This window comes from Pseudomonas sp. UBA4617 (assembly GCF_002386445.1).
In the GTDB taxonomy this organism is placed as follows: domain Bacteria; phylum Pseudomonadota; class Gammaproteobacteria; order Pseudomonadales; family Pseudomonadaceae; genus Aquipseudomonas.
In genome coordinates this window covers 25,766-51,692 of the sequence record NZ_DGIR01000012.1, presented here as the reverse complement: position 1 = coordinate 51,692, position 25,927 = coordinate 25,766, and the positions used below count along the sequence as shown (strand labels likewise).

Sequence of the window (25,927 nt, the reverse complement as noted above, 5' to 3'; positions counted from 1 at the left end):
GCCGTCCCGTCAGCCACTTCCCTGTGGCACCGGCGTTCCCGAAAGCACACCACAGGCGCCTTCGAACGCCTTGCGCAAGGTAATGCCATGTGAACCGATCTGCAGCTCGTGCAAGGCAGGGTCGTGGTGGCTGTCACGCACCTTGAGGATCGACAGCATCCGCCGCAACTGCGATTGCAGCTCGACGAAACGCATCAGCATCAGGTTGTCGACGATGCTCGACAGGTCCGGCGCGGGGGCACTGATTTCCGCGCCGAAGATATCGCGCATTTCCCAGGTCAGCATCACGCTGACGTCACGCGCGCGCAGCTCGCCCGTCAACGCGCGGAAAAATGCATTGAGCCGCGCCGGGTCGGTGGCCAGGCGGCTGAACGCCCCCAGGCTATCGATCAGCACGCGTTTGCTGCCTTGTGCCTCGACACGCTCCAGCAGGCGCGCCCCGACCTGGTCGAGCAAGCCCTCGGTAGTCGGCTGCCAGCACAGCTGCAGGCTGCCGGCCTGCTCCATCGCGACAAAGTCGTGCCCCAGCGACGCAGCCTTGTTACGCAGCCGCTCGGGCGTTTCGTAGAAGCCGAAATGCAGCCCCGGTGCCTGCGGGCTGCTGGCACCGAGGAAGGCCAGGCCCAATGAAGTCTTGCCAATGCCGGAGGGCCCGATCAGCAAGCTCACCGAGCCGCTGGCGAGGCCACCACCGAGCATTTCATCGAGGGTTTCCACCCCGCTGCTGACACGCTCGCGGGTAGCGCTGCCAGCATTGCTGGGGTGACTGAACAGCGCCTCCAGGCGCGGGTAGACATGCATGCCGGCTTCATCGATAAGGCATTCGTGGCGCCCCGACAATGCCCCACTGCCGCGCGTCTTGCGCAGCTGGATATGGCGCACGGCACGGCTGCCGCACAGTTGCTCGCCCAGTTCGATCACGCCGTCGACCATGGTGTGCTCCGGGCTGCCTTCTTCCAGCCGGGCACTGGTCAGCAGCAGCACGGTACAGCCGGCAAAGGCCGCATGGCCCTGCAGTTCGGAGACGAACTTCTTGGTGTCCAGGGTGGTTTCCGCGCGGACCCGGGCATTGAGCACGCCATCGACGATCAGCAGGCTGGCCTGCTGGCGGGCGATTTCCTGACGCAGCAGCCGTACCACCGCGTCGAGGCCTTCCTGTTCCAGGGCGTCAAAGGCACTGACGAACTGGATCGGGTCGCCGACCAGCGCCGGGTCGAAGAATTCCAGGGTCGCCAGGTACTGGAACAGCCGCTCGTGCGACTCGCTCAGCAGGGTCGCCACCAGCACCCGGCCGCCGCCGCGCACATGCCCGCAGGCCAGCTGGTTGGCGAGAATGGTCTTGCCGGCCCCCGGCGGCCCCTGAATGATGTAGGACGCACCGGCCACCAGGCCACCCTTGAGCAACGCATCGAGCCCTTCGATGCTGGTCTTCAGCCGCCTGAGTGCCTGAGCCATGGTGTCTACCTGTCGAGTTGGCTGTCTGCCGGAGCCTGATAGATTGGCAAGTAAAGCTGCATGCAAGTTCCCTGGCCGGGTTCGCTTTTCACGCAGATCGCGCCGCCGCTCTGCCTGGCAAAACCGTACACCTGGCAAAGGCCCAGGCCTGTGCCCTTGCCAAACGGTTTGGTGGTGAAGAACGGCTCGAAGATGCGCGGCAGCACCGCTGGCGCAATACCCTCGCCGCTGTCTTCCACCTCGAAACGCACGAAACCACCGCACAGCCCTTCGACCTCGCCGGCCAGTTCAACCACATCGGCCGTCAAGCCGATCCGGCCCGGCCCGGCAATGGCATCGCGGGCATTGAACAGCAGGTTGAGCAGCACCATCTGCAACTGCCCGGCGTCGATCTCGATCAGCGGCAGGTCGGGTTGCACCAACACCGTCAGTTCGATCGAATCTGGCAGCGCATGCTCCAGCAGACCGCGGGTGGCGTCGATCAGGTTGGCCGGGGCGACCCGGGTCACGTCGAGCTTGCGATGGCGAGCAAAGCTGAGCAATTGCTGGGTCAGCTCAGTGCCGCGCTGCCCGGCATCGACAATGTGCTGCAGCATGCGTTGGGCGCGCGCCGGGTCCTTGGTGGACAGGGCCAGGTGCGCCGAGCTGAGGATGATGGTCAACAGGTTGTTGAAGTCATGGGCCAGGCCACCCGTCAACTGGCCGAGTGCCTCCAGCTTCTGTGCCTGGAACAGCTGGGCACGTACCGCATCCAGTTGCTGCGCCGCCTCGCGGCGGTCGGTGATGTCTCGGATCACCTTGGCCACGCCAACCACCTGGCCTTGGTCATCGTGGATCACATGCAGCACGGCCAAGGCCCAGAACTGCGTGCCATCCTTGCGCACCCGCCAGCCTTCGTCCTGTGCCCCGCCCTGCTCCAGCGCCTGGCGCAGCAAGCGTTCCGGGCGGCCTTCGGCACAATCCTGGGGAGTAAAGAACACCGAAAAATGCTGGCCGATCACCTCATCGGCACGGTAGCCCTTGATGCGTTGCGCACCAGCATTCCATGACACCACATGGCCCGACGGGTCGATCATGTAGATGGCGTAATCCACCACCGACTGGACCAACTGCTCATAGCGGTGGTCAGGCATCACGGGTTCGAAACAGTCGGTTGAAACCATGCAAACTCCACCGGTACGACAGGAAAGGGAAAACCGGCTTGGCCGAGCGCGAGCACCAGCCAGCATTCATGTGACTGCCCAGGTGAAGGGTTAAGCTCAGCGCTCGGAATCAATCGCTGCCGGGCCAATGCACCACGGCATCGTCACTTCGATCAGCCACAGGCTGACCAGCAATATGAAGCCACCACCGGCCAGGGCCACCCATTGCTGCGGCTGGGCCTGTTCGGCATCGAACCCCAGCATCAGCAGGTAAACACCGAGGCTGATCAGCGAAATATACAGGAATGCGCTCAAGACAAGCATCTGCGCGAACACCAGGCGCCAAAACAGCCGTGGGCACACGTTAGGCTGCGAAACATTGGGCTGAGTCATTGCTGCACGCTCATTGGATCCAGGCGGGGGGAAAGTGGCGCAATGACAACAAGGTGTCAATTACCCCTTCGATCGACCCCTTCTCTGTTGATCATAGGCGCTGCGGTTGACTCAACTATAACGATGGGTTATAAAGCGCGCTTGATTGCGAAGCCCTTCTGCTTAGAAGCGAGCCGGTCGTCGCGACCCCTTCAAACGTGCGAGTGTGGTGGAATTGGTATACACAGCAGACTTAAAATCTGTCGGCGTGAGCCTTGCGGGTTCGAGTCCCGCCACTCGCACCAAATTTCTTTGAAAAGGCGCCTTTAGGGCGCCTTTTTATTGCCCGCCAGCAATCCGTGGCGCAACTGCTAGAGTGAGCTTAAACGGGTTCACTGGAGCGCCGCCATGCGCTACTCACTGTTCGATGGTCAACGCGACACCCTGCTACTGATCGCCCGCATACTGCTGATGGTGCTGTTCATCTTGTCTGGCTGGGGCAAGCTGACCGGTTTCGAAGGCACGGTCGGCTACATGACCTCACTGGGCGCCCCTGCCCCAACGCTGGCCGCAGCAGTCGCCGTGGTCATGGAGTTCGTTGTCGGCATTCTGCTGATCCTTGGTTTCTATACCCGGCCGCTGGCCTTCCTGTTCGCCCTGTTCGTGCTCGGTACCGCGCTGCTTGGCCACCCGTTCTGGAACATGGTCGACCCGGAGCGCAGTGCCAACATGACCCAGTTCCTGAAGAACCTCGGCATCATGGGCGGCCTGTTGCTGCTGGCCGTGAGCGGCCCCGGCCGTTTCTCGCTGGACCGGCGTTGAATCACTCCTCTTCGCAGTCGTCGAACCAGGCTGGGTGATCACGCTCCTCCTCGTCGAGGTCATCCAGCGTTTCTTCATCCTCCTCGACATCATCCTCGACGCCTCGGGCGTCGGCTTCAGGCTCACTGTGGTCATGGAGGAATTCGTGATCAAGCAGGTGATCATGCTCGGGTTCGTGCAGGTCGTCTTCGTCGTGCATGCTGGCTCCTGGGCGGATGGTAGGCTTATATAGGCTGAACAGTTGCAGAGGTCAATGCATAGCGTTTAATGCTGGGTTAACCGGCCAGGTCCACTCTGCAGGCTCTTCCTTCAAACGTTGCTTGCCCGCCTTCCCGGCGGGCTTTTTTATGGCCGTCGTTCTCCCTCCGTCCCGTGCAGAGAAATCACAGGGAACCCTGCCAATGCTGGCCACGCTCGCAAATGATGCAGGACCTTTGTTTTCAAGGAGAACATCCATGACTGTAAACATCGACACCCTGATCATCACTACCCCTGTAGCCAAATCCGCAACCAACCCGGTAGCGCTGGAACTGACCGGCGCCCAGGCGCTGGCGACGCTGCCCGAGGTGGTTACCCGCCTCAGTGATGGCTCGGTGCGCCTGACGGCCCCGACCAAGGGCGCCTCCAGCAAAAGCACCCACCGCACCCGCTGTGAATGGAAGGAGCCGGTTTATTGGGCGTTGAACAGTGCCGCTCGCCACCGCAACCACCAGACCATGGTTCTTCAGAAAGTCAACCTGGTTCAGAAAGTGGTGATAGCCCAGCTGCACGTCAAGGATGACGACAGCCCACCTATCAAAGTGTTCTGGAACAAGGCCAGGATCACCGTCGGTTTCCGCACCGAATTCAACCAGCTCACGACAACCAGCAGTACGGTACTGACCGACGTCCCGCTAGGTGCGCGGTTCGACGTCACCATCGAGGTAACGGGAGACGGCGCCTGCATGGTCAGCGCCAGCTGTAATGGCCGCACAGGTACCACTTCGGGGCTTCAACTCAGCAGTAGCTGGGCCACGCGCACGCTGAAATTCCATGGCGGTGTGTACAACCAGGTGGACTATACCGATACCACGCCAGCCGAGGACGGCTCGGTGTGCGTTATCAGCCAGCTTGAGCTGCGCCATGCGTGACACTCTCATCACCTGAGCTTCACAAAATACTGACATGCGGCGGGGCACACTAACCCTGCTCCTTATGTTCTTGCAGCCCGCCGCATTTTTGCCGCGGGCTTTTCTTTTTGTGGCATGCATCCGCCCGCAGACCATGACCTGAAGCAGTTTTACCGTACCAGCCCAGGGCTATGCTTACCCGGCGATAAGCCCGCTCATTCGGATAGGACATGGAGGCTGGTATGAAAGCTGCTGTTGTTGCACCAGGTCGTCGCGTGGAAGTGGTGGAGAAAACCCTGCGTCCACTCGAGCACGGCGAGGCGCTGCTGAAGATGCAATGCTGTGGCGTATGCCACACCGACCTGCATGTGAAAAATGGCGATTTCGGTGACAAGACCGGAGTGGTACTAGGCCACGAAGGGATTGGCGTGGTCCAGGAGGTCGGGCCGGGCGTCACCTCGCTCAAGCCAGGCGACCGGGCCAGCGTGGCCTGGTTCTACCAGGGCTGCGGCCATTGCGAATACTGCAATAGCGGCAATGAAACCCTGTGCCGCGAAGTGAAGAATGCCGGCTACACGGTGGACGGCGGCATGGCCGAAGCCTGCATCGTCAAGGCCGACTACTCGGTCAAGGTGCCCGACGGGCTCGACTCCGCTGCTGCCAGCAGCATCACCTGTGCCGGTGTGACCACCTACAAGGCGGTGAAGGTGTCCAACATCCGCCCCGGCCAGTGGATCGCCATCTACGGCCTCGGTGGCCTTGGCAACCTGGCGCTGCAATATGCCAGGAACGTGTTCAACGCCAGGGTGATCGCCATCGATGTCAATGACGAGCAGTTGCGCTTCGCCAGCGAAATGGGCGCCGAGCTGGTGGTCAACCCACGCACCGAAGATACCGCCAAGGTCATCCAGGCACAGACCGGGGGCGCCCATGCTGCGGTAGTGACTGCAGTGGCCAAGGCGGCCTTCAACTCGGCGGTCGACGCCCTGCGCGCCGGGGGACGCCTGGTGGCAGTAGGGCTGCCATCGGAAGCCATGGACCTGAATATCCCCCGCCTGGTGCTGGACGGTATCGAAGTGGTCGGTTCGCTGGTTGGTACCCGGCAGGACTTGCAGGAAGCCTTCCAGTTTGCCGCGGAAGGGAAAGTGGTGCCGAAGGTCACACTGCGCCCTATCGAAGATATCAACCACATCTTCGAGGAGATGCTGGAAGGCAAGATCAAAGGGCGTATGGTGATTCAGTTCGAAGGTTGAGGTTCGCGTGCGCTGGCTGTGGCTGCAGCGCACGCTTCCCCTTGATCAAAGCGAACCAACGGCGCGCTCTGGGCTCTAGTTTCTGGTAAGCGTACGAATTTCTGCCCGGCAACCAGCCAGGCATGGATGACACGTAGCCGAAGAGGGTGAACAGCATGACGGAAGAAGAAGCAAACGATGTGCTTGAGCGAATCGAGTACGAGCTCAGCCTTCATCAGCCGCACACCGCGACGCGCATAATCATCCATGACCTGGGGTTATGGGCCCGTCTGGAGAAAGCCGGCGGTATCATCAATGGCACTATGCTGTTCGACAGGCCGGTGTTGCTGGAGCCGAAGTGTGATGCTTCCTATACGGTCCTGCCCAAACCGTGAGCCATGCGGTTTTGCAAACAGAAACCTGAAGGACACACCGGGGTGAAAATATGGGCATCCGCAGCTTGGCGAAGAACCTGCCACCCGATCCAGGCAATGAAGGCTGGGTGCTTGGCTGGGGTGTACTGAGGGACCGCTATCCCTGGCATTTCGTCGATGTATACGCCGACCAGAAGACCGCCACGGCCGAGGCGCAGCGCCGTGGTCATGGCTATGTTGTCGAGTTTGGTTCACACCGCTTGGGATCGGATGAATTTGTCTGTGGGGTAACCCCGCCTGAAGGCTAGCACTTGCTCACGAGGCGAGGTGGCGGGAACGCCTGGGCGCCCCGCCTTCGCTCATGCCAACATTCGTCGCATGATCAGCTCGTCATCGATCACTTCGCCAGTTTCGACGAAGCCTTCGCCAGCGTAGAGGCGTCGTGCCGCGACGTTTTCCGGGGCTACGCCAAGGGCCACGCCTGGCCCACCCGGCAGCTGTTGCAGGTATGCCAGCAGCGCGCGCAAGGCTGCGCGCCCATAACCACGCCCCTGATATTGGTGGTCGATCATCAGGCGATAGATCCAGCGGCTGTTCTCATCCGGGTCGAGAGCATGCATCAGGAAACCGACCATTTCACCGCTGTGCAGCGCACGCACGGCCAAGGGTTCACACCAGGGGCTATCGGCGGCCTGTTCCAGCGATTCGCTGTTGCTGGCGATGAAGTCAGACTGCTCGTCGCGTACCCGCAGGGCACGGCATTGGGCTTGCTCCTCAGCCGAGCTGAGGGCCACCAGAAGCACTGATGGACAGGGAGTAGACATGTTGGGTTCTCCGCGGGGCAGCAACGGCCCCTCCAGGATTTCGTTGACGGTTCATTGACGGACACATCATTGGAAACTGGGTCATGGGCACCTCCTTGTTCGCGGATGGGAGAGAAGGACAGTCGGCAGCTCCGGCCGACCGGGCCGTGATTCTAAAGCCGTACCTGGAAAATTCAAGCGACAAACGAGGCATTGCAGTGCGGGGGGTGGCGACGGCGCAAATGCTGAAATCGGAACGATTAGCCCAGCGCCCATTTGTTCTCACCACTGACCCCGCCTCTCGCTTCTATTTTGAGCAGACGACTTGGTCGAACTGCGGCTGCGTGTCAGTGGCAATGCGGCGAGCCCGGCCCACACCCCAGGCCAAAGCCCTGGTCATGGATTCACCGGGGCGCGATTCAATTGCCTCCTCGTGAAGGGCCATGCCGCCTGCGGCGTACACCCCAATGAACATCTGTGTTTTACCCGTGCGCGACAGTCGCACTTGAACATCTATGTACGTTCCATCGCTGAGGGTCTCGTTGTGAGTGCGGTGGTGAAGGGTCGGATCAGCCCACTCCCAGAAAACTTCACCGCGATTTCTCATGTCAGCCTCCTACGACTTTAGTTGTATGCCATTGGTGAACTTTCACCATAGCGAAAGCGAGGCGGCACGCAATCGCTGCAACCCAGTTCGAGAACGGAATCGGACCACCGGCTGTTTTTACCCCTCCTTGGACAGTTGCCGCGATATGGCAACCTCGAAAAATGACCGGTGATATCACCTGGACCCTGTTCGCTGTCACTGAACCGCTGGGGTAAGCTTTGCAACTGGCTTCACTGACCAAGGGGAATGAACGGAATGGGCTTGTTCAGTCGATTGTTTGGCGGTCGCTTCACACAACCTCCACCCGATGAACCACGGATGAGCGACGCCGCGATAATGCGAGAGCTTTATCCACTGCGTGCCCAGTTGAAAGTATTCACCCAAGCCTTGTTGGCGCGTCTGCCAGAAAAAGAACGCATGCGTCTCGTCAGAAGGGTATTGCGCTATTACAACCAGGGAGAGGATCCAGCCACCGCGCTCGCAAGCGGTCTTCTGGACGCTGAGAAAGGCCAGCCACTCAATCATCTGATTCTCATGGCCGTGGATGTGCGTGGCTTCGATGATTTCGAGTACCAGGCACCGAAGCTGGTTGAAGCCAGCGGTATTGACCAGGTTTATGCCTACAAGCTGGAAGGTACACAATCACTGATGCAGGTGCTGATCGATTTCGATCAATGGCTAAGCGGGTTCGGAAAGCGCTTTCTGCATATGGACACAGGCGGCGCCGATTACGTGGGCTGCATAATTGAACAAGAAGGCGTCGAAGACCTTATTACGCTGGCCAGGCAGGCCGGCATCGATGCACGGCTCGATCCCTTTTGAGGCACATTGGCAGGCTGAAATGCCATGTGCGCTAGCGCCTTATTCTCGCAGCATCCATGATGCGTCGCCTATGAAGGTCAAGTCCGCAACTCAACGCCCGCAGGGCGCCTTCGGCGGGTTCAGTTATCCCCCGGGGCCCGATCCTTTCATCAATGCCCATCTACAGCTGGACGTTATTCCAATGGGCGCTTGTGATTACCATAATGCTGCGCATGGGATACCCTCGGTGGGTCCGGCGGCCCCTGCTTATGCCCTCTTCGCGAGGGAAGGCGTCGAAGTTGTCGTCACGCCCCTCTTGGCAAACGGTTCCGTTGTGAGCGATTGATCTCTGTAGCGGACCTTCATTACCGGCTGGCTGACAGCACTGTCTTTCGCTATCTACACCATACCTGTCTCTGCACATACACACCTCTCAATGCTCAGAAGTACTGAGCTATTTGAAGTATGCGCCTCCAACGCTTTCAGGCGGTTTAAAACGGACCACCGGGACAAGGCTTGGAATGAGCTTGAGTCCAGATCGTATGCTCAATCCAACTCGCTCATACGCCTGTCGCCTGGGTTTTCAGCTTTTACAAGGAGGGTGAAACTGCCAGTAAGGCTGTGGCGAAGCTCGCGGGGCATTGCGAAAGAAAAATGGATGAGCCACGAACCATCCTTCAATCGAAATGTATCACCCCGGTAAAGAGCGACATCCGTCTCGCTGACTCCAATCCACCCGGCAATATCCAAATCACTAGGTGCCTCAACCATACTTGTGCCCTCGCATTCGCTATGGAGCAACCAAGCAGTGCTGTTTTTGAACGTGCTATCGCTTGTGGATGGGCTTGGCCGTGTGAGGGTTGGTCCAAACGACCTTCGGCTTGCTCGCTAGCACTCCGCTGACTCCAGAGGGAACGCTCTCAATCTGGCCTCCCTGCTTGATGAACCGCTCGGTCTGTTCATTCAAGCGCTCATGGGCACGCTGCGTCTCGGGGGATATGGCCTGGTGCATAAAGCTACCTCAACGTGTAAAGCCGCAGAAAACGGCTAGGCAGTCATTATACAGGCAATTGTGCAGAATCCCTGGCAATTAAAGCTAGATACTGAAAAATGCCCGCAAAATAAATACCAAATTCTGCAATTTTGCTCAGAAACCCATGAGCCAAACCTGCCGCCGCCGCTCTACCGCTACATTTGCAGGTGCTCATGGCATTTTCCGCCCCATAAAAGAAAAACCCCGCAGACGTTAATCTGCGGGGCTTTCGAATGGTGGAGGCCGAGGTCGGAATCGAACCGGCGTAGACGGATTTGCAATCCGGAGCATAACCACTTTGCTACTCGGCCTCAAAGTTCGGATCTAGCGGCTTGCGCTTCGCTATCTCCTTGAAACGCTGAACCTTTTTCAAAGTTTGCTGCGTTTCGATGGGCGCCATTATGTCTGCATTCGTTTAACCTTGCAACCCCCTGAACGAAAAAAAATTTCAACGGGTTCAAGGTGTTAGCGCAGGCGGCCGAGTTTACTCCATAAACCCACCACGGTGTTTTCCACCGTGCCGCTGGCCGCCATGCCGATGCGCTCCTGCAGGCTCTTGCGTTCGGCATAGTGCAAATGGAACAGGTTGGCCGTGCGCGCGCGTTCGCTGAGATACTCGTCGCTGGTCTGCAACTCGTCCACCAGCTTGCGGTTGAGTGCCGCGACGCCCAGCCAGACCTCACCGGTGGCCACTTCGTCGATGTGCAGTTGCGGGCGATAACGGGCGACGAAATCCTTGAACAGCTGATGGGTGATGTCCAGGTCTTCCTGGAACTTCTCCCGCCCCTTCTCGGTGTTCTCGCCGAACACGGTCAGGGTGCGCTTGTACTCACCAGCGGTGAGCACTTCGAAATCGATGTCGTGCTTTTTCAGCAGGCGGTTGACGTTGGGCAGTTGCGCAACGACGCCGATGGAACCCAGCACGGCGAACGGTGCGCTGACAATCTTTTCGCCAATGCAGGCCATCATGTAGCCGCCGCTGGCAGCCACCTTGTCGATGCACACGGTCAACGGAATACCGGCCTGGCGAATACGCGCCAGCTGCGATGCGGCCAGGCCATAGCTGTGTACCAGGCCTCCCCCGCTTTCCAGGCGCAGTACCACCTCGTCCTGCGGGGTGGCCAGGGTCAGCAGTGCGGTGATTTCGTTGCGCAGGCTTTCGGTGGCAGAGGCTTTGATGTCGCCATCGAAGTCGAGGACGAAGACCCGACCCTTTTCCTCGGCCTTGCCCTTCTTCTTCTGCTGCTGTTTTTCTGCCTTGGCCTGTTGCTTGCGCAACGCCTTGAGCTGGGTCTTGTCGAGCAGGCCGGACTCCAGGCGCTCACGCAGGTCCTTGTAGAATTCGTTCAGGCGGGTGACCTGCAATTGCCCACCCGGTTTACGCCGCCCTTTGCCCCGCAGCCCGGCAATGGCCGACAGCACCACGAGGATGGCGATGACCAGGGTGGCGGTTTTGGCGAGAAAGCTTGCGTATTCGGCAAGAAACTCCACATTGACTCCTTAAATACCTGCGCCACAACGGCGCGTAACTGTAGCAAGCATACCGTTGCGCCTCAGGTGCTGCCAGCCAGTGCAAACGCTGGCAACATCTTTCAAACAACCTTTTCAAACGCTTGTATGTTTTTTCGTTGACAGCCCGTGTGCCGCATCCTAACCTCGCAGCAACCTCCAACAGGCCGGAACCTTTCGTGGGCAACCTCTACCTGATCCGACATGGCCAAGCCTCCTTCGGCGCCAAAGACTACGACGTCCTCTCACCCGTGGGTGTGCGCCAAAGTCAGGCCCTGGGCGAACACCTGGCCCAGCTCGGCCTGCGCCTGGACCGCTGCGTGGCCGGCGACCTGCGCCGCCAGCAGGATACCGCGCGCCTGGCATTGGCAGCCTTGCATGCCAGCGGTTGCCCGGTGCCGGCTGTTGAGACCGACGCAGCGTTCAATGAGTTCGACGCCGACGGCGTGATCCGCGCCCTGTTGCCCGGGCTGCTACCGGACGAACCCGACGCCCTGCACATCCTGCGTAACGGCGCACAGCATCGCAGCGAATTCCAGCGCCTGTTCGCACTGATGGTGCAGCGCTGGTACGAGGGCGAGCATGCCGACGATGGCCTGGAGACCTGGCAGGCCTTCACCGCCCGGGTGCAAGGTGGCCTGCAGCGTGTGCTCGATGCTGCCGGCGGCGGTGACAATATCGCCATCTTCACCTCGGGCGGCACCATTGCCGCCCTGCTCCACCTGGTTACCTGCATTACCCCCGGCCAGGCGTTCGCGCTGAACTGGCAGATCATCAACACGTCGCTCAGCCAGCTGAAGTTCCGCGGCCGCGACGTGGCACTGGCTTCCTTCAACAGCCAGGCCCATGTGCAGCTGTTGAAGGCGCCGGAGCTTGTCACCTATCGATGAGCCCGGCTTGTTGTGTCCCTGCGGGGACATGTAAATCACTCTATAAGGAATGCGCCATGACCTCCGTAGCTGATGCCGTCAAAAAGATGCAAGAGAAGTTCAACCCATCCGCTGCCGCCGGCCTGGACCTGGTGTTCGGCTTCAACATCACCGACGAAGACAAGCACTACGCGCTGATCGTCAAGGACGGCACCTGCGACCTGCAGGAAGGCGAAAACCCGGATGCCAACTGCACGCTGGTCATGGACAGCGAAACCCTGAAGGGTATCGTCAGCGGCGAAACCGACGGCATGCAGGCATTCATGAGCGGCAAGCTGCGCGTCGAAGGCGACATGATGCTGTCGATGAAGCTCAGCGAGCTGTTCCCGTCCTGAGGGCTGGGGATACCGCCTGATGGAAAACCGAAGCCTGAATGGCTTCGGTTTTTTTTTGCCCTCGCCAGGCTGTGCTTGCTTCTGTAGCAGCGCACAAAGGCGATCAGCGCAGCTTTCATCAAGGCAGTTGATCGTGCAGCAACACCCGCACCTATTTGGCAATTGGCACGCTTGTTCCAACCTCACCAGCGCATTAGATTAGCCAATAGTCCTTGCGATCGAGAATAAGGAAAACGCATGACGCTCACCGACCAGTCCACCCAGGTACGCCCCGGCGAAGAACTTGATGCAGCCGTCATCGACCCTTACCTCAAGGCCAATATCCCCGGCCTGCACGGCCTGCCGCGCATCACCCAGTTCCCCGGAGGCGCCTCCAACCTTACCTATCTGGTCAGCTACCCGGGCCGCGACTTCGTGCTGCGCCGCCCGCCGTTTGGCCAAAAGGCCAAGTCGGCCCACGACATGGGCCGCGAGTTCCGTATTCTCAACCAGTTGAACAGCGGCTTCCCGTACTGCCCCAAGGCCTACGTGCACTGCACCGACAGCAGCCTGATTGGCGGCGAGTTCTATGTCATGGAGCGGGTCAACGGCATCATCCTGCGTTCGGACATCCCGGCCGAACTGGACCTCGATGCCCCGCGCACCGAGGCCCTGTGCAAAAGCTTCATCGACCGCCTGGTAGAGTTGCACCAGGTGGACTACAACGCCTGCGGCCTTGCCGACCTCGGCAAGCCGCAAGGCTATGTACAGCGCCAGATCGAAGGCTGGACCAGCCGCTATGAAAAGGCCCTGACCCCGGATGCCCCGCGTTGGGAACAGGTGACCGCCTGGCTGCACGAAAAGATGCCTGCGGACCACCCACGCCCGGCCATCGTGCACAACGACTACCGTTTCGACAACGTGATCCTCGATGCCGTAAACCCCATGCGCATCATCGGTGTACTGGACTGGGAAATGGCCACCCTCGGCGACCCGCTGATGGACCTGGGCAACAGCCTGGCCTACTGGATCGAGGCCGATGACCCGGCGCCGGTGCAACTGATGCGCCGCCAGCCCAGTAATGCGCCGGGCATGCTCAGCCGCCGCCAGTTCGTCGACTACTACGCCGAGCGCGCCGGCATCCGCCTGGACAACTTTGACTTCTACTATTGCTATGGCCTGTTCCGCCTGGCCGGCATCGTCCAGCAGATCTACTACCGCTATTACCACGGCCAGACCCAGGACAAGCGTTTCGCCCAGTTCATTCACATGAACCGCCTGCTGGAGCAAATGACCCTGCAGGTCATTGCCAAGTCCAGCCTCTGAGCCCGACCTCGACGACGGATAACAAGGAAAACAGCATGTCCAAGACCCACCTGTTCGACCTCGATGGCAAGATCGCCTTCGTTTCCGGCGCCAGCCGTGGCATCGGCGAAGCGATTGCCCATCTGCTGGCGCAACAGGGCGCCCATGTGATTGTGTCCAGCCGCAAGCTCGATGGCTGCCAGCAGGTCGCCGACGCCATCATCGCCGCCGGTGGCAAGGCCACGGCGGTGGCTTGCCACATTGGCGAACTGGAGCAGATCCAGCAGGTGTTTGCCGGCATTCGCGAACAGTTCGGTCGGCTGGACATCCTGGTCAACAATGCGGCGACCAACCCGCAGTTCTGCAACGTGCTGGACACCGACCCGGGCGCATTCCAGAAGACCGTGGACGTCAACATCCGTGGCTACTTCTTCATGTCGGTGGAGGCCGGCAAGCTGATGCGCGAGCAGGGCGGCGGCAGCATCATCAACGTCGCATCGATAAACGGGGTGTCGCCGGGCCTGTTCCAGGGCATCTATTCGGTGACCAAGGCGGCGGTCATCAACATGACCAAGGTCTTCGCCAAGGAATGTGCGCCGTTCGGCATCCGCTGCAACGCCCTGTTGCCGGGCCTTACCGACACCAAGTTCGCCTCGGCACTGGTGAAGAATGACGCCATCCGCAACGCCGCGTTGCAGCAGATCCCGCTCAAACGCGTAGCCGACCCTAAAGAGATGGCCGGCGCCGTGTTGTACCTGGCCAGCGATGCCTCCAGCTACACCACCGGCACGGCGCTCAATGTCGACGGGGGATATCTGTCCTGATCAGGGTTCTGCTGCCATAAGGTTCGCGCGGCCCCTGTGGGAGCGGGTTCACCCGCGAATGCGCCGGGACGGCCAATGTCGCATTAGCGGGTGAGCCTGCTCCCACAGGGACGGGCGTTGTGCCTTCGGCCTGCCATTCGGCGCGTTACAGGCAGGTCGCCGCCGCCGCACGGCGCTGCAGGGCCACGCCGTCGTTGTTCTGCGCGTAGAAATCCACCCGTGCCCCACCGGCTTGCGGGTACACATCCACGAACGCTTCGGCTTCACGGGTATAAACCGTGAACCCGCCCTGCTCGCGCGGTTCCAGGTAACCGCTGGCGTCGTCGCCGAACACCTTCTCCTCCTGCCAGCCGAACTGGATGCACTGGGCTACCAGTTGCGGCGCCTTGTGCGAGTCGAGTTGCGCGGTCGGCTTGCCGTCGCGGGCCGTTTCCATGGTTGCAGAAGCACAACCCACCAGCATCAGCGCCGCGGCCATCGGCAGAATCGCACGCATGTTCCATCCTCAGGGTTAAAAAGAAGGCGACTCTAGCATTGGCAGGCATCGCGAGTGAATTGCCAGGCGCAAACCGCTGTCGCAGCTAAGACACGTCGTTACGAGGAATCGTCATGAAACTGCACTACCTGCTTCTTGCCGCCCTGCCTTGCCTGCCCCTGGCCGTTAGCGCCGCCCCGTCCAGCGAAGAAAGCATCACCGCCCCGGAAACCCACAACCGCGAACTCAAGGTCGGCGACAAGGCGCCTGACCAGTACAAGCGCGACGACCAGGCGCTCACGAACTGGAAAGCCAAAGGCCTGCCGGCACCGGAAAAGGAAAGCCATTGGGTACGCATGGGCGACCACTACGTGCTGGTGCAGATCACCAATGGTGTCGTGCTGGCGATCCAGCCAGCACGCTGAACCTACCCGCATCAGGCCAAGCAGCTCATCGCTGGCACGGCAATTATTTTTTGCCTGCCAGCGAAACCAAATGGAGCATTTTCAGTCTCAGGGGGGTGCCGTAAACCATTGCGGATCAAGGACCTATATCGTGATACCCCGTCTTGCAAGCCTTTCGCTGATCGCCGTTGTCCTGCTTACCGCCGGCTGCCATAGCCATCGCTACCATGACGATGACGATGGCTGGCGGGACCGCGACCATGAGCACCGTCACCACCATCGGCATGATCGCCATGACGACGATGATGACGACCGTGATTACCGCGGTGACCGCTACTACCGCTGAAGCGTCTTTTTCCCCTGACCCGCCGCCCATTGCGCGGCACCTTTACCTGATGACTCCTTCGAGGTTCGTATCATGCGTCTGACTCTGCCTTCCCTTGCCTTTGGCCTGCTGCTGTGCCAAGGCGCTTTCGCCGGTGACGGTACTGCCGCCATTGGCGGTGGCCTGGGTGGTGTCCTGGGTAACGTTGTCGGCCAACAGATCGGCGGCCGCACCGGGGCGGCCATTGGTGCCGGCCTCGGCGGCGCAGCCGGCAGTGCAGTAGGCGCACGCAAAGGCAACCGTACCGAAGCTGCCATCGGCGGTGGCCTGGGCTCGGCTGGCGGTTCGCTGCTGGGCGGCGCGGTGGGCGGCAAGACCGGTTCTACCGTGGGTGCCGGCCTGGGCGGCGCGGCCGGTGGTGCCATTGGCAACCACCTGGGCGACAATGGCGGCCGCCGTCACCGTCACCGTCACTGATCGCGGTGACCAAGGGGCCGCCATGCGGCCCCTTCTGTTTTGCCGACCCTGCAGTACATCAATATCTCCTTCAGCACAATCCGGCACACTGCCTGCTACTGTCTAACGTGCCCCCGTGTGAAGGAACACCCCCTCCCCATGAACCAAGAGCTGCTCTGGGTCCTCGGCCTGCTGGCCATCGTCATCGTCCTGTTCGTCATCAACCGCCCGCGCATGGATGTGGTCGCGCTATTGGTGATACTCGCCCTGCCACTGTCGGGCATCCTGACCGTGGAGCAGGCCCTGGCCGGCTTCAGTGACCCCAACGTAGTGCTGATCGCCGCCCTGTTCGTAATCGGTGAAGGCCTGGTGCGCACCGGTATTGCCTACCGCATCGGCGAGTGGATGAGCGAGCGTGCCGGCAACAGCGAAGCTCGTTTGCTGGTGCTGCTGATGGTGGCCGTGGCGGGGCTGGGGTCGATCATGAGTTCCACTGGCGTGGTGGCCATCTTCATTCCGGTGGTGCTGAGCATCGCCGCGCGCCTGCAGCTTTCGCCCAGCCGCCTGATGATGCCGCTGGCCTTCGCCGGCCTGATCAGCGGCATGCTCAGCCTGGTGGCAACGCCGCCCAACGTGGTGGTGCACAGCGAGCTGGTGCGCCATGGCGAAGTGGGCTTCAGCTTCTTCAGCTTCACCCCGTTCGGCCTGGTGGTGCTGGTGCTGGGCATCGGCTACATGCTGCTGACCCGGCATTGGCTGAATGGCGAGGTGCGCAAGGACGGCCGGGTGGAAAGCCGTCGCACCTTGCTCGACCTGGTGCTGGACTACAAGCTCAGCGGCCGTGAACGGCGCCTGCGCATCCGCCCGCACTCGCCATTGATAGGCCATACCCTGGGCGAGCTGGAACTGCGTACGCGGCATGGCGCCAACGTGATCGGTATCGAACGCCAGCACAAGTTCACCACCCGGGTGATCGCCGCCGACTCCGGCACCGTGCTGCAGCAGGGCGACGTGCTGCTGCTGGATCTGTTTGCCAACCGGGACGACCTGCGCAGCCTGTGCCAGGCCATGCAACTGGAGCCATTGCACTTCAAGGCCGCCTACTTCATTGACCAGTCCCAGGAGCTGGGCATGGCCGAGGTCTCGCTACCGCCAGGCTCGCAACTGATCGGCAAGAGCATTCTCGAGCTGGCCTTCCGCACGCGCTTCGACCTCAACGTGGTCGGCCTGCGCCGCGAGCAGGCAGCGATCGAGGCGCAACTGGTGGAAGAGAAGCTGCGCCTGGGCGACACCCTGCTGGTAGTCGGACCGTGGAAGGCGGTGCGCCAGCTGCAAAGCCGGCCCAAGGACTTTCTGGTCCTGAGCCTGCCTGCGGAAATCGACCTGGTCGCGCCCGCCCGCAGGCGCGCACCGCAGGCGCTGCTGAGCCTGGCAGTGATGGTCGGCCTGATGGTCAGCGGCGCGGTACCCAACGTCATCGCCGCGCTGATCGGCTGCCTGCTGATGGGCGCAGGCCGCTGCATCGACATGAACAGCGCCTACCGGGCCATCCACTGGCAGAGCCTGGTACTGATCGTCGGCATGCTGCCCTTTGCCCAGGCACTGCAGAAAACCGGCGGCATCGACCTGGCCGTGGGCGCGCTGGTCAGCGTACTCGGCGGTGCGGGCCCTGGCGCCATCCTGGCCTGCCTGTTTGCGGTCACTGCGCTGATCGGCCTGTTCATCTCCAACACCGCCACTGCGGTATTGATGGCCCCGGTAGCCGTCAGCACCGCCGCGCAGTTGGGCATGTCACCCTACCCGTTCGCCATGACCGTGGCGCTGGCCGCCTCGGCCGCGTTCATGACGCCGGTTTCCTCGCCAGTCAATACGCTGGTGCTGGGCCCTGGACAATATCGCTTTGCCGATTTCGTCAAGGTCGGCGTGCCGTTCACGCTGCTGGTGATGCTGGTGACCGTGTTGATGGTGCCTTGGTTCTTCAGGCTGTGAGGCGCGTCGCAAGCGGTGACGGCCATTTGACATCATCCAGCCCGATCGGGGGCAGATTGACATCAAGTCCCCTGACGAAACACACTGATGCGTCATTGCCCCAGGTGCGTCCAGCCGTTGTCCTGGATTTCGTTTCCGCTTTGCCGGTCGAGCCCATGGTTTTTCCAGCCCAATCGCGCTTGTTGCACCTCGTCATTCTGCTCACCCTGACCTTTGCCCTGACGGTGGGCGGTATCCTGGCCCGGCCGATCGAATCCCTGTCGTTGTTCTGGCCGGTCAATGCGGTACTGGCCGGGGTGCTGCTGCGTTTCCCCCGGCAGGCCACCCTGGCCGGCTTCGCCCTGGTCTGGTTGGCCATGGTGGGCGCCGACCTGCTGTGCGGTAGCGCCTGGGTACCGGCGCTGTGGTTCAACCTGTGCAACCTGGGCATGGTCGTCACGCTGTGGCAATTGCTTGCGCGCCTACCGCGCCTGCACCGGCGCATGCGTACCCCGCACGGCGTACTCAGCATGTTTGCCGCCAGTGCCGCTGGCGCCGCGGTAGCGGCCAGCATGGCCACGCTGATGGCTGCCCCCTGGTTCGACCAATCCTTGCGGGCGACCTGGCTGGCCTGGTTCAGCGAACAGTTCTCGACCAGTGTACTGGTGCTGCCAGTGCTGCTCACCGCGCCCTCGGCGCCCGCCCTGCTACGCGGCGGCGCCGAGGCCATCCGCCTGGCGCCGCTGCTGGTGCTGCTGGCCTCGCTGGCGTTCGCCATTGCCTTCGGTGGGCCCGGGGCCATCGCGTTCCCGATTGCCGCGCTGCTGTGGTGTGCCTGGACCTACTCACCCTTTCTGGTTGCGCTGTTGACCTTGACTGCCGGCAGCACACTGATCGTGGCCGTGGCACAAAACCTCATGCATTTCATCGTGCCGCAGAGCGAGCCGGGCGTGACCTCCCTGGTGTCGGCGCGACTGGGCATCGCCATGCTGGTGCTCGGGCCGTTGGTGGTGGCCTGCGTCAGCCAGGCCAACCGCAGCCTCATGGCTCGCCTGGCGCACCAGGCCACCATCGACCACCTGACCGGCGTGCTCACCCGCAGCGCCTTCACCCGCCGCGCCAATGCCCTGCTGGACAGCCGCCAGCAACATGCCCAGGCGCTGCCGTTGACCCTGATGATGCTGGACATCGACCATTTCAAGGCGATCAACGATGTCCACGGCCACGCCATAGGTGACCAGGTGCTGCGCCAGTTCGCCGCTGCCCTGCAAGATCAGTTGCACGAAGGTGAATTGCTCGCCCGCATGGGTGGCGAAGAGTTCGTTGTGGTCGTGCCGGGGCTGGCGCCCGAGCGGGCCAAGTTCACTGCCGAACGCCTGCGCCGCGCCGTGCAGGACCTGCAGGTGATGCAGGCCGACCAGCCCCTGCAGATTACCGTGAGCATCGGCGTGGCCGGTTGTGCCGCCGACACCCCGGCTCCCAGCCTGGACGCGCTGCTGGCGCTCGCCGATCAGGCGCTGTACCAGGCCAAGGCCCATGGCCGCAACCGCGTGGAACAGGCCGAGGCACAGCGCCAGGTAATCTGAACTAGCCGGCGAGCAAGTCCCACGACAACTTGGTGATCAGCACGCACAACAACACCAGGAACAGCCCGCGGACAAAACCCGCGCCCTTGCGCACCGCCAGCCAGGTGCCGGTGAGCGCGCCAAGGATGTTGCACGCTGCCATGGGCAAGGCGATGGCGTACAGCACGTTCCCCGAGGGCACGAAAAACACCAGTGCCGCCAGGTTGGTGGCGATGTTCACGACCTTTGCCGACGCCGAGGCGTGCAGGAAGTCCAACGCGAAAAAGCGGATGAACAGGAAGATCAGGAAGCTGCCGGTACCCGGCCCGAACAGGCCGTCGTAAAAGCCGATCGCGCCGCCGATCAGCACTGCCAGGCACTGTTCCTTGCGGCCGATCTTCGCGGGTTTGTGCAAGGTGCCGAAATCCTTCTTGCAGAAGGTGTAGATCGCCATCAGCACGATCAGTACCAGCACCGCCGGGCGCATCACGCTGGGCGGTACCAGCGACACCGTGGCAGCCCCGGCAAACGACATGACAAAGGCGCTTAGCGCAGCCGGCACGATCAACCCCCAGTCCAGCGTCACCTTGTGGATGAACGAACGCGCCGCGAAGGCCGTGCCGCATACCGAAGCCAGCTTGTTGCTACCAAGCAGGGCCGCCGGTTGCGCAGTAGGCAACACGTTGAACAAGGCCGGAATCTGGATCAGCCCGCCGCCACCGACGGCGGCGTCAATCAGCCCGGCGGCGAAGGCGAACACGGAAAGCACAGCGATATCCATCATGATGCGGTTCCAGGCAGTGAAGACGCCAGCAAGGCTAATCAAAGTGCTGCACTTGTGGTGAAATATCGCATTGCGAAAACTGCAACAAGGAGCCGGCAATGGCACTGGACATGCTGCGGGAGATACAAGCGTTCGTCAGTGTCGCGCACAAGCGCAGTTTCGTCGCTGCGGCCCGCGCCCTGGGGCGCTCGCCCAGCGCAGTGACTCGTGCGGTACAGGCGCTTGAAGATAGCGCCGGCAGCAAGCTGCTCAACCGCAACGCCAGCGCCGTGAGCCTGACCGAAGCCGGTGAGCGCCTGCTGCCACACGCCGAACGCTTGCTGGATATGCAACGTGATGCCGCCGACGAACTGGCCGCGCTCAGCGGCAGTGCGCAAGGCTGGATTCGCTTCGCCGTACCGCAACTGCTGGGCGAACATATGCTGCCACAGGTGCTGGCCGAGTTTTCCCGCTGCCACCCGCAGGTCACCCTGGATGTGCAGTACAACGACGGCGCCGTCGACCCGCTGCAAGGCAAGTTCGACTTCGTGGTGCGCGGCGCCTTTCCGCAATCGAGCGAGTTGATTGGCTACCCGCTGTGGGATTACCAGCGCCACCTGTATGCAAGCCCGGCATACCTGGCATTGGCCGGCACGCCACAGCACCCCGAAGACCTCCAGAGGCACGCCCTGATCCTGCACACCGCGCCGCGGATCCTCAAAGCCTGGCACTTCTGTCGCGACGGCCAGATCACCAGCCTGCGCCCCAGACCGAGGCTGCGCCTGGACTCAGGCCACGCGGTGTACCACAGCACGCTGGCCGGTGCGGGCATCGCTCGCCTGGCTGCCTGGGTCGGCGAAGCACAGGTGAAGACAGGGCGGCTGGTGCGGGTGTGCCCGCATTATCGCCTGACCTCCAGCAGCGGCCAGGACCCGCAGATGCATGCCGTCTACCCCGCCGGCGAACTACCGGCGCGGGTACGTGACCTGCTCGGCGCCCTGCGCCGCGCCGGCATGGCCTGCTGAAACCGCCCCGGGAACGGCTGTTCAAATTCTGCTCAATTTAACAGAGCCCGCCGCAGGCTTGGCTTGCAGCACTTTATCCACAGACCTACCCACGTTTTTTGTGGACAGATTTCCCAGCGTAAAGAACGACTTATCGTACAAATCGGCAGGGTGAATCGGCCAAAACGAACGGCAGCCGGCCCGCCGGGAAACCGGGCAGGCCGCGCAGAGGTGGGAAGTGCAGGAATCGAGTTCAGCTTGGCGGGATGGTGCCAAGAATACCTATCAGCAGGGTCAACAGCAGAAAACCACCCAGGAACAGCGCGAGCTTGCCCATCGGAACCTCAACAGTGTGGATGCGGGAATGGGCCTATTGTCCGATCTGGACTGATACGGTTACAGATTCAGGTTTGTGGAAAAAAAGCGGATCAGATGACCAACCCAGCTGGCCTCGCTGGGCTGCGCGTTCACGCAGGCTGCCCAGTCATCGACGCTGTGCTAGGGTCAACCGCTCGAACCTGCCAGGGAGTGCCACCCGCCATGACCGCTTTTACCGACAACACAGCCCTGCTGCTGATCGACCTTCAGGCCGGCATCCACCACCCCCGTCTGGGCCGGCGCAACAATCCCGAAGCCGAACTGCGCATCGGCGAGTTGCTGGCTGCATGGCGTCGTCTGGTGCGCCCGGTGGTGCATGTACGCCACCTGTCCCGCTCGCCGGATTCGGTGTTCTGGCCTGGGCAGTCCGGTTGCGAATTCCAGCCTGCGTTCAGGCCACTGGCGAGCGAAACGGTGTTCGACAAGCATGTGCCCGATGCCTTCGCCAACTCTGGCCTGGAGCGCTGGCTACACACTCGCGGAATAAGCCAACTGGTCATCGCCGGGGTCATTACCAACAACTCCGTGGAATCCACTGCCCGCTCGGCGGGCAACCTCGGTTTCGATGCGGTGGTGGTCGAAGACGCCTGCTTCACCTTCGACCAGCACGACCTGCATGGCCGACTGTGGCCCGCAGAGGACGTGCACGCCCTTTCGCTGGCTAACCTGGCCCTGGATTATGCGTGCATCTTGCGCACGGAACAGGTACTGGCTGACAGCGCGCTTGCCGGCGGCGGCTGACGCTGCGGTTTGTAGCTTAATGTGTACAGACCGAACCCTGATACACAACCACGCGGCTGCACGCCGAGCGGACACATCACCGATACAGCCATCCTCTCTACTGGGCCCATCAACCCGCACCGATGGTTTCGTCAAGGAGATGCCCAATGTCTGCCCGCCACCCGAGCACCGCCCTGCCACACCGTTTCAGCCGTACGCTGCTTGCCTGTGCCCTGTTGCCGCTTGGCCTGATGTCGGTGAATATCGCCACGGCTGCGCCACAGGAGGTCCAGCCAGCCGCCAGCGTGAAGGATGACTTCGGCCCGCTGAAACATATCAACGCCGGCGTGCTCGACGTGGCCTATGTCGAGCAGGGCCCAGCCGACGGCCCGGTGGTGATCCTGTTGCATGGCTGGCCCTACGACATCCACAGCTTCGAACATGTCGCGCCTGCCCTCGCCGCCAAAGGCTACCGGGTGTTGGTGCCCTACGTTCGCGGCTATGGCCAGACCCGTTTCCTGTCTGCCGCCACCCCACGCAATGCACAGCCCGCGGCGCTGGCCAGCGACGTCATCGCGTTCATGGACGCGCTGCACATCCAGCGTGCCGTGCTCGCCGGCTTCGATTGGGGCGCACGCACTGCCGATATCGTCTCGGCACTGTGGCCCGAGCGGGTCAAGGCGCTGGTGTCGGTCAGCGGTTACCTGATCAGCAGCCAGGAAGCAGCCAAGGCCCCCCTGCCCCCCAGTGCCGAACTGCAATGGTGGTACCAGTATTACTTCGCCACCGCACGCGGCCAGGCCGGCTATGAGCAGAACCGCCATGCCTTCGCCAAACTGATCTGGCAAACCGCTTCCCCGAAGTGGGCCTTCGACGACGCCACCTTCGAGCGCAGCGCCAAGGCCCTGGACAACCCCGACCAGGTGGCGATCACCGTGCACAACTACCGTTGGCGGCTGGGGCTGGCACAGGGCGAAACACGCTACGACCCGCTTGAAGCCAGGCTGGCCCGCTTCCCCAGCATCGGCGTGCCGACCATTGCCTTGGAGGGTGACGCCAACGGCGCCCCGCATCCACCAGCCTCAGCGTATGCACAGCGCTTCACCGGCAAGTACGAGTACCGGCTGATCAGCGGCGGCATTGGCCACAACCTGCCCCAGGAGGCTCCGCAGGCGTTCACCCAGGCGGTTGTGGATGCGGATCATATGTAGTGCTGGCCTCTGCAATTGCTACATAACGTTTCAAAAGCATGGCAGGCCGGAGTGAAGCGCAGTTGCTGGCCTGCCTCGTGCAAAAACGGCAGCGGCCAGCTACCTCGCGCGTTGAGACGGGCCGGAAAGACATGGTTTGAAACGTGGCTTGTAGGATGTTTTTCCAGGCAGAGTAGGAAGATTCGCGTCAGCAAGCATTGCCTGTATGAAACATCAGTTTCTCCCGCAAATTCGAGCTGTTAGGGTCCAGTTTTCCTACAACGGCACGGACGCCCACAGCGTGAGAAAAGCATGGATCCGTTCAACGCCTCGGCCCTGAAACTGCAGAAAAATCTCCTCAACCTGCGCCTGGAGCGTGATCGCCTGAGAAGGGAGGGCAAGGACAAGGAAGCGGATGAACTCGCAGAGACGATTGCCCGGCTTGAAGAGACATTGCGCAAGCTACCGGACGGCATGAAGCCGATGACCTTGCAATAGACGCTACGAAAGGGTTCGCAGGTAGCCACACCGGCGCGCTTAGACAAGGTGCGCCACCGCCTTATCCCAACCGTTGGTCGGATATATCCGGGGGTTCCGACGCGACGGCTAGCCTTCAGCCTAGCGTCAGGGATAACGCTAAACATAGGGTCCAGGAAGGGCCACTCCGCCTCGTCGTCCCGACGCTCTATCTGCTGAGGAGACGACAATGAAAATAACCCTGAAACGGTTGGCGTGCCTGGGTGCAAGCTTCACCAGTGCGCTCGCCATGGCCGATGCGGCCAGCCCCCCGGTGCTGTCACCGGCGATTCCCTTCGATGTCAACGCCACGCCCCCCTTCACCCTGGACAACCTGCAACACGATTTCGACGTGCTCTCGTGGCAGACCTTCGTCGCCCTGAACTGGCCTGCCAATGCCGACGGCAGCGCCAACACTTCGCTGAAGATCGGCGCGCCGGGGCAGACGGTGTGGGAGTCGTGGAAGGAAAGCTACGAGATTTTCCGGCCCAAAGGCCAGAAGCCGGTCGCCTGGAACCAGGACTCGCCGCTACCCGCTGCCTGCCAAGGCCAGGGGGACCTGCCCGTGCTACAGCAGATGGGCAAGGTCGCCGGCGTGCTCGACGAGTTCATCCAGCCGTTCAAGACCGGCCCGCTGGTCGACCAGAGCGGCACCTACACGCGCAACGCGATCATGGTCAACCAGCCAATGTTCGATGACATCGTCAACAACGGCCTGTACAACAAGGAAGGCCAGCAAGCGTTCCTGGGCAAGGCCGACAACCGCATCGCCTTCGCCTGCGGCTCGCAAAAAACCCAGCAGGTCGGCGCGATCATGGTCAAGTCGGCCTGGAAAGTGCTCGATGGCAGTGACAACCCGGCGGATTTCCACGCCGTCGACGCGCTGGTCTACACCCCCGGCAACGCCGACCCGAACAAGGGCGCGGTGATTCCCGAGTCGTGCAGCGCGCAGAAGGTCGGGCTGGTCGGCCTGCACATCGTGCACAAGACCAGCAGTGCCCCACAGTGGGTATGGTCGAGCTTCGAGCACGTGCGCAACGTGCCGGAAAAGACCACGCCGGTCAGCGAGCGCAAAGGCCCCTACCTGTTCTACGACGCCCAGGCCAGCGACCGCCCGGTGAACGAGCCGCCCGCACCACCGTGGGACCCCTCGAAGAAGGCCACGCCTTCGCAGATCGTGCGGGAAATTCCGCTCACCGCCGCTACCCACCAGCTCAACGCACAATGGCAAGGCGCGCTCAAGGGCACGGTGTGGGCCAACTACCAGTTGATCAGCACCCAGTGGCCGACCGACCCCGCCGATGACTGCCAGGTACCCTCGGCAACCAACCCGCTGGGCACGCCTGCGCCGAATTTCCTGGCGAACGCCACGCTGGAAACCTACAACCAGGGCACCACGCCGCAGGCGTCATCCAGCTGCATGGAGTGCCACAACAACGCGACCACTCGTGTGACCCAGTCACCGCGCACCAGCTTCGCCGATTTCACTTTCCTGCTTGAACGTGCCCAATCCACTGGCGCCAAGGAGTGAT

Annotated in this window: 31 protein-coding genes and 2 tRNA genes; 21 read left to right on the top strand and 12 right to left on the bottom strand. The window is 61.8% G+C overall.

The window, feature by feature from the left end:
- Positions 1 to 9: 9 nt before the first annotated feature.
- The 3 genes from B4L76_RS04180 to B4L76_RS04170 all read right to left on the bottom strand — a co-directional run bounded on the left by B4L76_RS04180 (position 10) and on the right by B4L76_RS04170 (position 2,921).
- Positions 10 to 1,455, bottom strand: a complete 1,446-nt coding sequence (locus tag B4L76_RS04180) for an ATPase domain-containing protein (protein WP_296230717.1) — start codon at positions 1,453 to 1,455, stop codon at positions 10 to 12.
- 5 nt (positions 1,456 to 1,460) lie between these two features.
- On the bottom strand, positions 1,461 to 2,618 hold the full coding sequence (locus B4L76_RS04175; protein WP_296230716.1) for a two-component system sensor histidine kinase NtrB: 1,158 nt from the start codon (positions 2,616 to 2,618) through the stop codon (positions 1,461 to 1,463).
- A gap of 96 nt (positions 2,619 to 2,714) precedes the next feature.
- Positions 2,715 to 2,921, bottom strand: coding sequence for a hypothetical protein (locus B4L76_RS04170; RefSeq protein WP_414707160.1), 207 nt, complete (start codon positions 2,919 to 2,921; stop codon positions 2,715 to 2,717).
- Positions 2,922 to 3,189: 268 nt separating this feature from the next.
- On the opposite strand from B4L76_RS04170, the gene B4L76_RS04165 reads away from it, so the two are divergent.
- A tRNA-Leu gene (locus tag B4L76_RS04165) sits at positions 3,190 to 3,274 on the top strand.
- Between the two features lie 103 nt (positions 3,275 to 3,377).
- Positions 3,378 to 3,791, top strand: coding sequence for a DoxX family protein (locus B4L76_RS04160; RefSeq protein ID WP_296230714.1), 414 nt, complete (start codon positions 3,378 to 3,380; stop codon positions 3,789 to 3,791).
- A gap of 1 nt (position 3,792) precedes the next feature.
- Here the strand turns inward: B4L76_RS04160 and B4L76_RS04155 are convergent, their stop codons facing one another.
- On the bottom strand, positions 3,793 to 3,990 hold the full coding sequence (locus B4L76_RS04155) for a hypothetical protein (protein WP_296230712.1): 198 nt from the start codon (positions 3,988 to 3,990) through the stop codon (positions 3,793 to 3,795).
- Positions 3,991 to 4,246: 256 nt separating this feature from the next.
- Between B4L76_RS04155 and B4L76_RS04150 the strand changes: the two genes are divergently transcribed.
- The 4 genes from B4L76_RS04150 to B4L76_RS04135 all read left to right on the top strand — a co-directional run bounded on the left by B4L76_RS04150 (position 4,247) and on the right by B4L76_RS04135 (position 6,814).
- Positions 4,247 to 4,921, top strand: coding sequence for a polysaccharide lyase family 7 protein (locus tag B4L76_RS04150; protein WP_296230711.1), 675 nt, complete (start codon positions 4,247 to 4,249; stop codon positions 4,919 to 4,921).
- Positions 4,922 to 5,142: 221 nt separating this feature from the next.
- Positions 5,143 to 6,153: an alcohol dehydrogenase AdhP gene (gene adhP / locus B4L76_RS04145; RefSeq protein WP_296230709.1), complete on the top strand. Its 1,011-nt coding sequence runs from the start codon at positions 5,143 to 5,145 to the stop codon at positions 6,151 to 6,153.
- Between the two features lie 155 nt (positions 6,154 to 6,308).
- The gene (locus tag B4L76_RS04140; RefSeq protein WP_296230707.1) at positions 6,309 to 6,527 is read left to right on the top strand and encodes a hypothetical protein; all 219 of its coding nucleotides are present in this window, start codon (positions 6,309 to 6,311) and stop codon (positions 6,525 to 6,527) included.
- Between the two features lie 50 nt (positions 6,528 to 6,577).
- Positions 6,578 to 6,814, top strand: a complete 237-nt coding sequence (locus B4L76_RS04135; protein WP_296230706.1) for a hypothetical protein — start codon at positions 6,578 to 6,580, stop codon at positions 6,812 to 6,814.
- A gap of 51 nt (positions 6,815 to 6,865) precedes the next feature.
- Here B4L76_RS04135 and B4L76_RS04130 read toward each other — a convergent pair whose 3' ends face one another.
- Both B4L76_RS04130 and B4L76_RS04125 read right to left on the bottom strand, forming a co-directional pair.
- Positions 6,866 to 7,330, bottom strand: a complete 465-nt coding sequence (locus B4L76_RS04130; protein WP_296230705.1) for a GNAT family N-acetyltransferase — start codon at positions 7,328 to 7,330, stop codon at positions 6,866 to 6,868.
- Positions 7,331 to 7,616: 286 nt separating this feature from the next.
- The gene (locus B4L76_RS04125) at positions 7,617 to 7,916 is read right to left on the bottom strand and encodes a hypothetical protein (RefSeq protein ID WP_296230704.1); all 300 of its coding nucleotides are present in this window, start codon (positions 7,914 to 7,916) and stop codon (positions 7,617 to 7,619) included.
- A gap of 318 nt (positions 7,917 to 8,234) precedes the next feature.
- Here B4L76_RS04125 and B4L76_RS04120 point away from each other — a divergent pair, with 318 nt between their 5' ends.
- The gene (locus B4L76_RS04120; RefSeq protein ID WP_349679065.1) at positions 8,235 to 8,738 is read left to right on the top strand and encodes a DUF6630 family protein; all 504 of its coding nucleotides are present in this window, start codon (positions 8,235 to 8,237) and stop codon (positions 8,736 to 8,738) included.
- A gap of 805 nt (positions 8,739 to 9,543) precedes the next feature.
- On the opposite strand, the gene B4L76_RS24275 is transcribed toward B4L76_RS04120, so the two are convergent.
- The 4 genes from B4L76_RS24275 to sohB form a co-directional block, all read right to left on the bottom strand.
- The gene (locus B4L76_RS24275) at positions 9,544 to 9,729 is read right to left on the bottom strand and encodes a hypothetical protein (protein ID WP_353853243.1); all 186 of its coding nucleotides are present in this window, start codon (positions 9,727 to 9,729) and stop codon (positions 9,544 to 9,546) included.
- Positions 9,730 to 9,775: 46 nt separating this feature from the next.
- Positions 9,776 to 9,925: a hypothetical protein gene (locus B4L76_RS04115; protein ID WP_296230702.1), complete on the bottom strand. Its 150-nt coding sequence runs from the start codon at positions 9,923 to 9,925 to the stop codon at positions 9,776 to 9,778.
- Between the two features lie 62 nt (positions 9,926 to 9,987).
- A tRNA-Cys gene (locus tag B4L76_RS04110) sits at positions 9,988 to 10,061 on the bottom strand.
- Between the two features lie 154 nt (positions 10,062 to 10,215).
- Positions 10,216 to 11,241 carry a protease SohB gene (gene sohB, locus B4L76_RS04105; RefSeq protein ID WP_296230700.1) on the bottom strand — a complete coding sequence of 342 codons (1,026 nt, stop codon included), beginning with the start codon at positions 11,239 to 11,241 and terminating at the stop codon, positions 10,216 to 10,218.
- A gap of 197 nt (positions 11,242 to 11,438) precedes the next feature.
- On the opposite strand from sohB, the gene B4L76_RS04100 reads away from it, so the two are divergent.
- From B4L76_RS04100 to B4L76_RS04085, 4 genes are all read left to right on the top strand, one after another.
- Positions 11,439 to 12,149 (top strand): histidine phosphatase family protein, encoded by a 711-nt coding sequence (locus B4L76_RS04100; protein ID WP_296230698.1) that lies wholly within the window; start codon positions 11,439 to 11,441, stop codon positions 12,147 to 12,149.
- A 56-nt stretch (positions 12,150 to 12,205) separates the two neighbouring features.
- The gene (locus tag B4L76_RS04095; protein ID WP_186687057.1) at positions 12,206 to 12,523 is read left to right on the top strand and encodes an SCP2 sterol-binding domain-containing protein; all 318 of its coding nucleotides are present in this window, start codon (positions 12,206 to 12,208) and stop codon (positions 12,521 to 12,523) included.
- Between the two features lie 237 nt (positions 12,524 to 12,760).
- Positions 12,761 to 13,828, top strand: a complete 1,068-nt coding sequence (locus tag B4L76_RS04090; protein WP_296230695.1) for a phosphotransferase family protein — start codon at positions 12,761 to 12,763, stop codon at positions 13,826 to 13,828.
- Between the two features lie 35 nt (positions 13,829 to 13,863).
- Positions 13,864 to 14,631, top strand: a complete 768-nt coding sequence (locus B4L76_RS04085; protein WP_296230694.1) for an SDR family oxidoreductase — start codon at positions 13,864 to 13,866, stop codon at positions 14,629 to 14,631.
- Between the two features lie 145 nt (positions 14,632 to 14,776).
- On the opposite strand, the gene B4L76_RS04080 is transcribed toward B4L76_RS04085, so the two are convergent.
- Entirely contained in the window at positions 14,777 to 15,127 is a 351-nt protein-coding gene (locus tag B4L76_RS04080; RefSeq protein ID WP_296230693.1) for a hypothetical protein, read from the bottom strand.
- Between the two features lie 113 nt (positions 15,128 to 15,240).
- Here B4L76_RS04080 and B4L76_RS04075 point away from each other — a divergent pair, with 113 nt between their 5' ends.
- The 5 genes from B4L76_RS04075 to B4L76_RS04055 all read left to right on the top strand — a co-directional run bounded on the left by B4L76_RS04075 (position 15,241) and on the right by B4L76_RS04055 (position 19,845).
- Positions 15,241 to 15,531: an RcnB family protein gene (locus B4L76_RS04075; protein ID WP_296230692.1), complete on the top strand. Its 291-nt coding sequence runs from the start codon at positions 15,241 to 15,243 to the stop codon at positions 15,529 to 15,531.
- A 133-nt stretch (positions 15,532 to 15,664) separates the two neighbouring features.
- Complete coding sequence (locus B4L76_RS04070) at positions 15,665 to 15,856, top strand: hypothetical protein (RefSeq protein ID WP_186687162.1); 192 nt, start codon at positions 15,665 to 15,667, stop codon at positions 15,854 to 15,856.
- 72 nt (positions 15,857 to 15,928) lie between these two features.
- On the top strand, positions 15,929 to 16,312 hold the full coding sequence (locus B4L76_RS04065; RefSeq protein ID WP_296230689.1) for a glycine zipper domain-containing protein: 384 nt from the start codon (positions 15,929 to 15,931) through the stop codon (positions 16,310 to 16,312).
- A 138-nt stretch (positions 16,313 to 16,450) separates the two neighbouring features.
- Positions 16,451 to 18,280: an SLC13 family permease gene (locus B4L76_RS04060; protein WP_296230686.1), complete on the top strand. Its 1,830-nt coding sequence runs from the start codon at positions 16,451 to 16,453 to the stop codon at positions 18,278 to 18,280.
- 140 nt (positions 18,281 to 18,420) lie between these two features.
- Complete coding sequence (locus tag B4L76_RS04055) at positions 18,421 to 19,845, top strand: GGDEF domain-containing protein (protein WP_296230804.1); 1,425 nt, start codon at positions 18,421 to 18,423, stop codon at positions 19,843 to 19,845.
- Between the two features lies 1 nt (position 19,846).
- Here the strand turns inward: B4L76_RS04055 and B4L76_RS04050 are convergent, their stop codons facing one another.
- A complete protein-coding gene (locus B4L76_RS04050; protein ID WP_296230684.1) occupies positions 19,847 to 20,608 on the bottom strand; it encodes a sulfite exporter TauE/SafE family protein in 762 nt (253 codons plus the stop codon).
- 98 nt (positions 20,609 to 20,706) lie between these two features.
- Here B4L76_RS04050 and B4L76_RS04045 point away from each other — a divergent pair, with 98 nt between their 5' ends.
- The 5 genes from B4L76_RS04045 to B4L76_RS04025 all read left to right on the top strand — a co-directional run bounded on the left by B4L76_RS04045 (position 20,707) and on the right by B4L76_RS04025 (position 25,926).
- Positions 20,707 to 21,612, top strand: a complete 906-nt coding sequence (locus B4L76_RS04045) for a LysR family transcriptional regulator (protein WP_296230683.1) — start codon at positions 20,707 to 20,709, stop codon at positions 21,610 to 21,612.
- Positions 21,613 to 22,131: 519 nt separating this feature from the next.
- Positions 22,132 to 22,710 (top strand): cysteine hydrolase family protein, encoded by a 579-nt coding sequence (locus B4L76_RS04040; RefSeq protein WP_296230682.1) that lies wholly within the window; start codon positions 22,132 to 22,134, stop codon positions 22,708 to 22,710.
- A gap of 146 nt (positions 22,711 to 22,856) precedes the next feature.
- A complete protein-coding gene (locus tag B4L76_RS04035) occupies positions 22,857 to 23,900 on the top strand; it encodes an alpha/beta fold hydrolase (RefSeq protein WP_296230681.1) in 1,044 nt (347 codons plus the stop codon).
- A gap of 291 nt (positions 23,901 to 24,191) precedes the next feature.
- On the top strand, positions 24,192 to 24,377 hold the full coding sequence (locus B4L76_RS04030; protein WP_296230680.1) for a hypothetical protein: 186 nt from the start codon (positions 24,192 to 24,194) through the stop codon (positions 24,375 to 24,377).
- Positions 24,378 to 24,585: 208 nt separating this feature from the next.
- Complete coding sequence (locus B4L76_RS04025) at positions 24,586 to 25,926, top strand: cytochrome C (RefSeq protein ID WP_296230679.1); 1,341 nt, start codon at positions 24,586 to 24,588, stop codon at positions 25,924 to 25,926.
- Position 25,927: the final 1 nt, after the last annotated feature.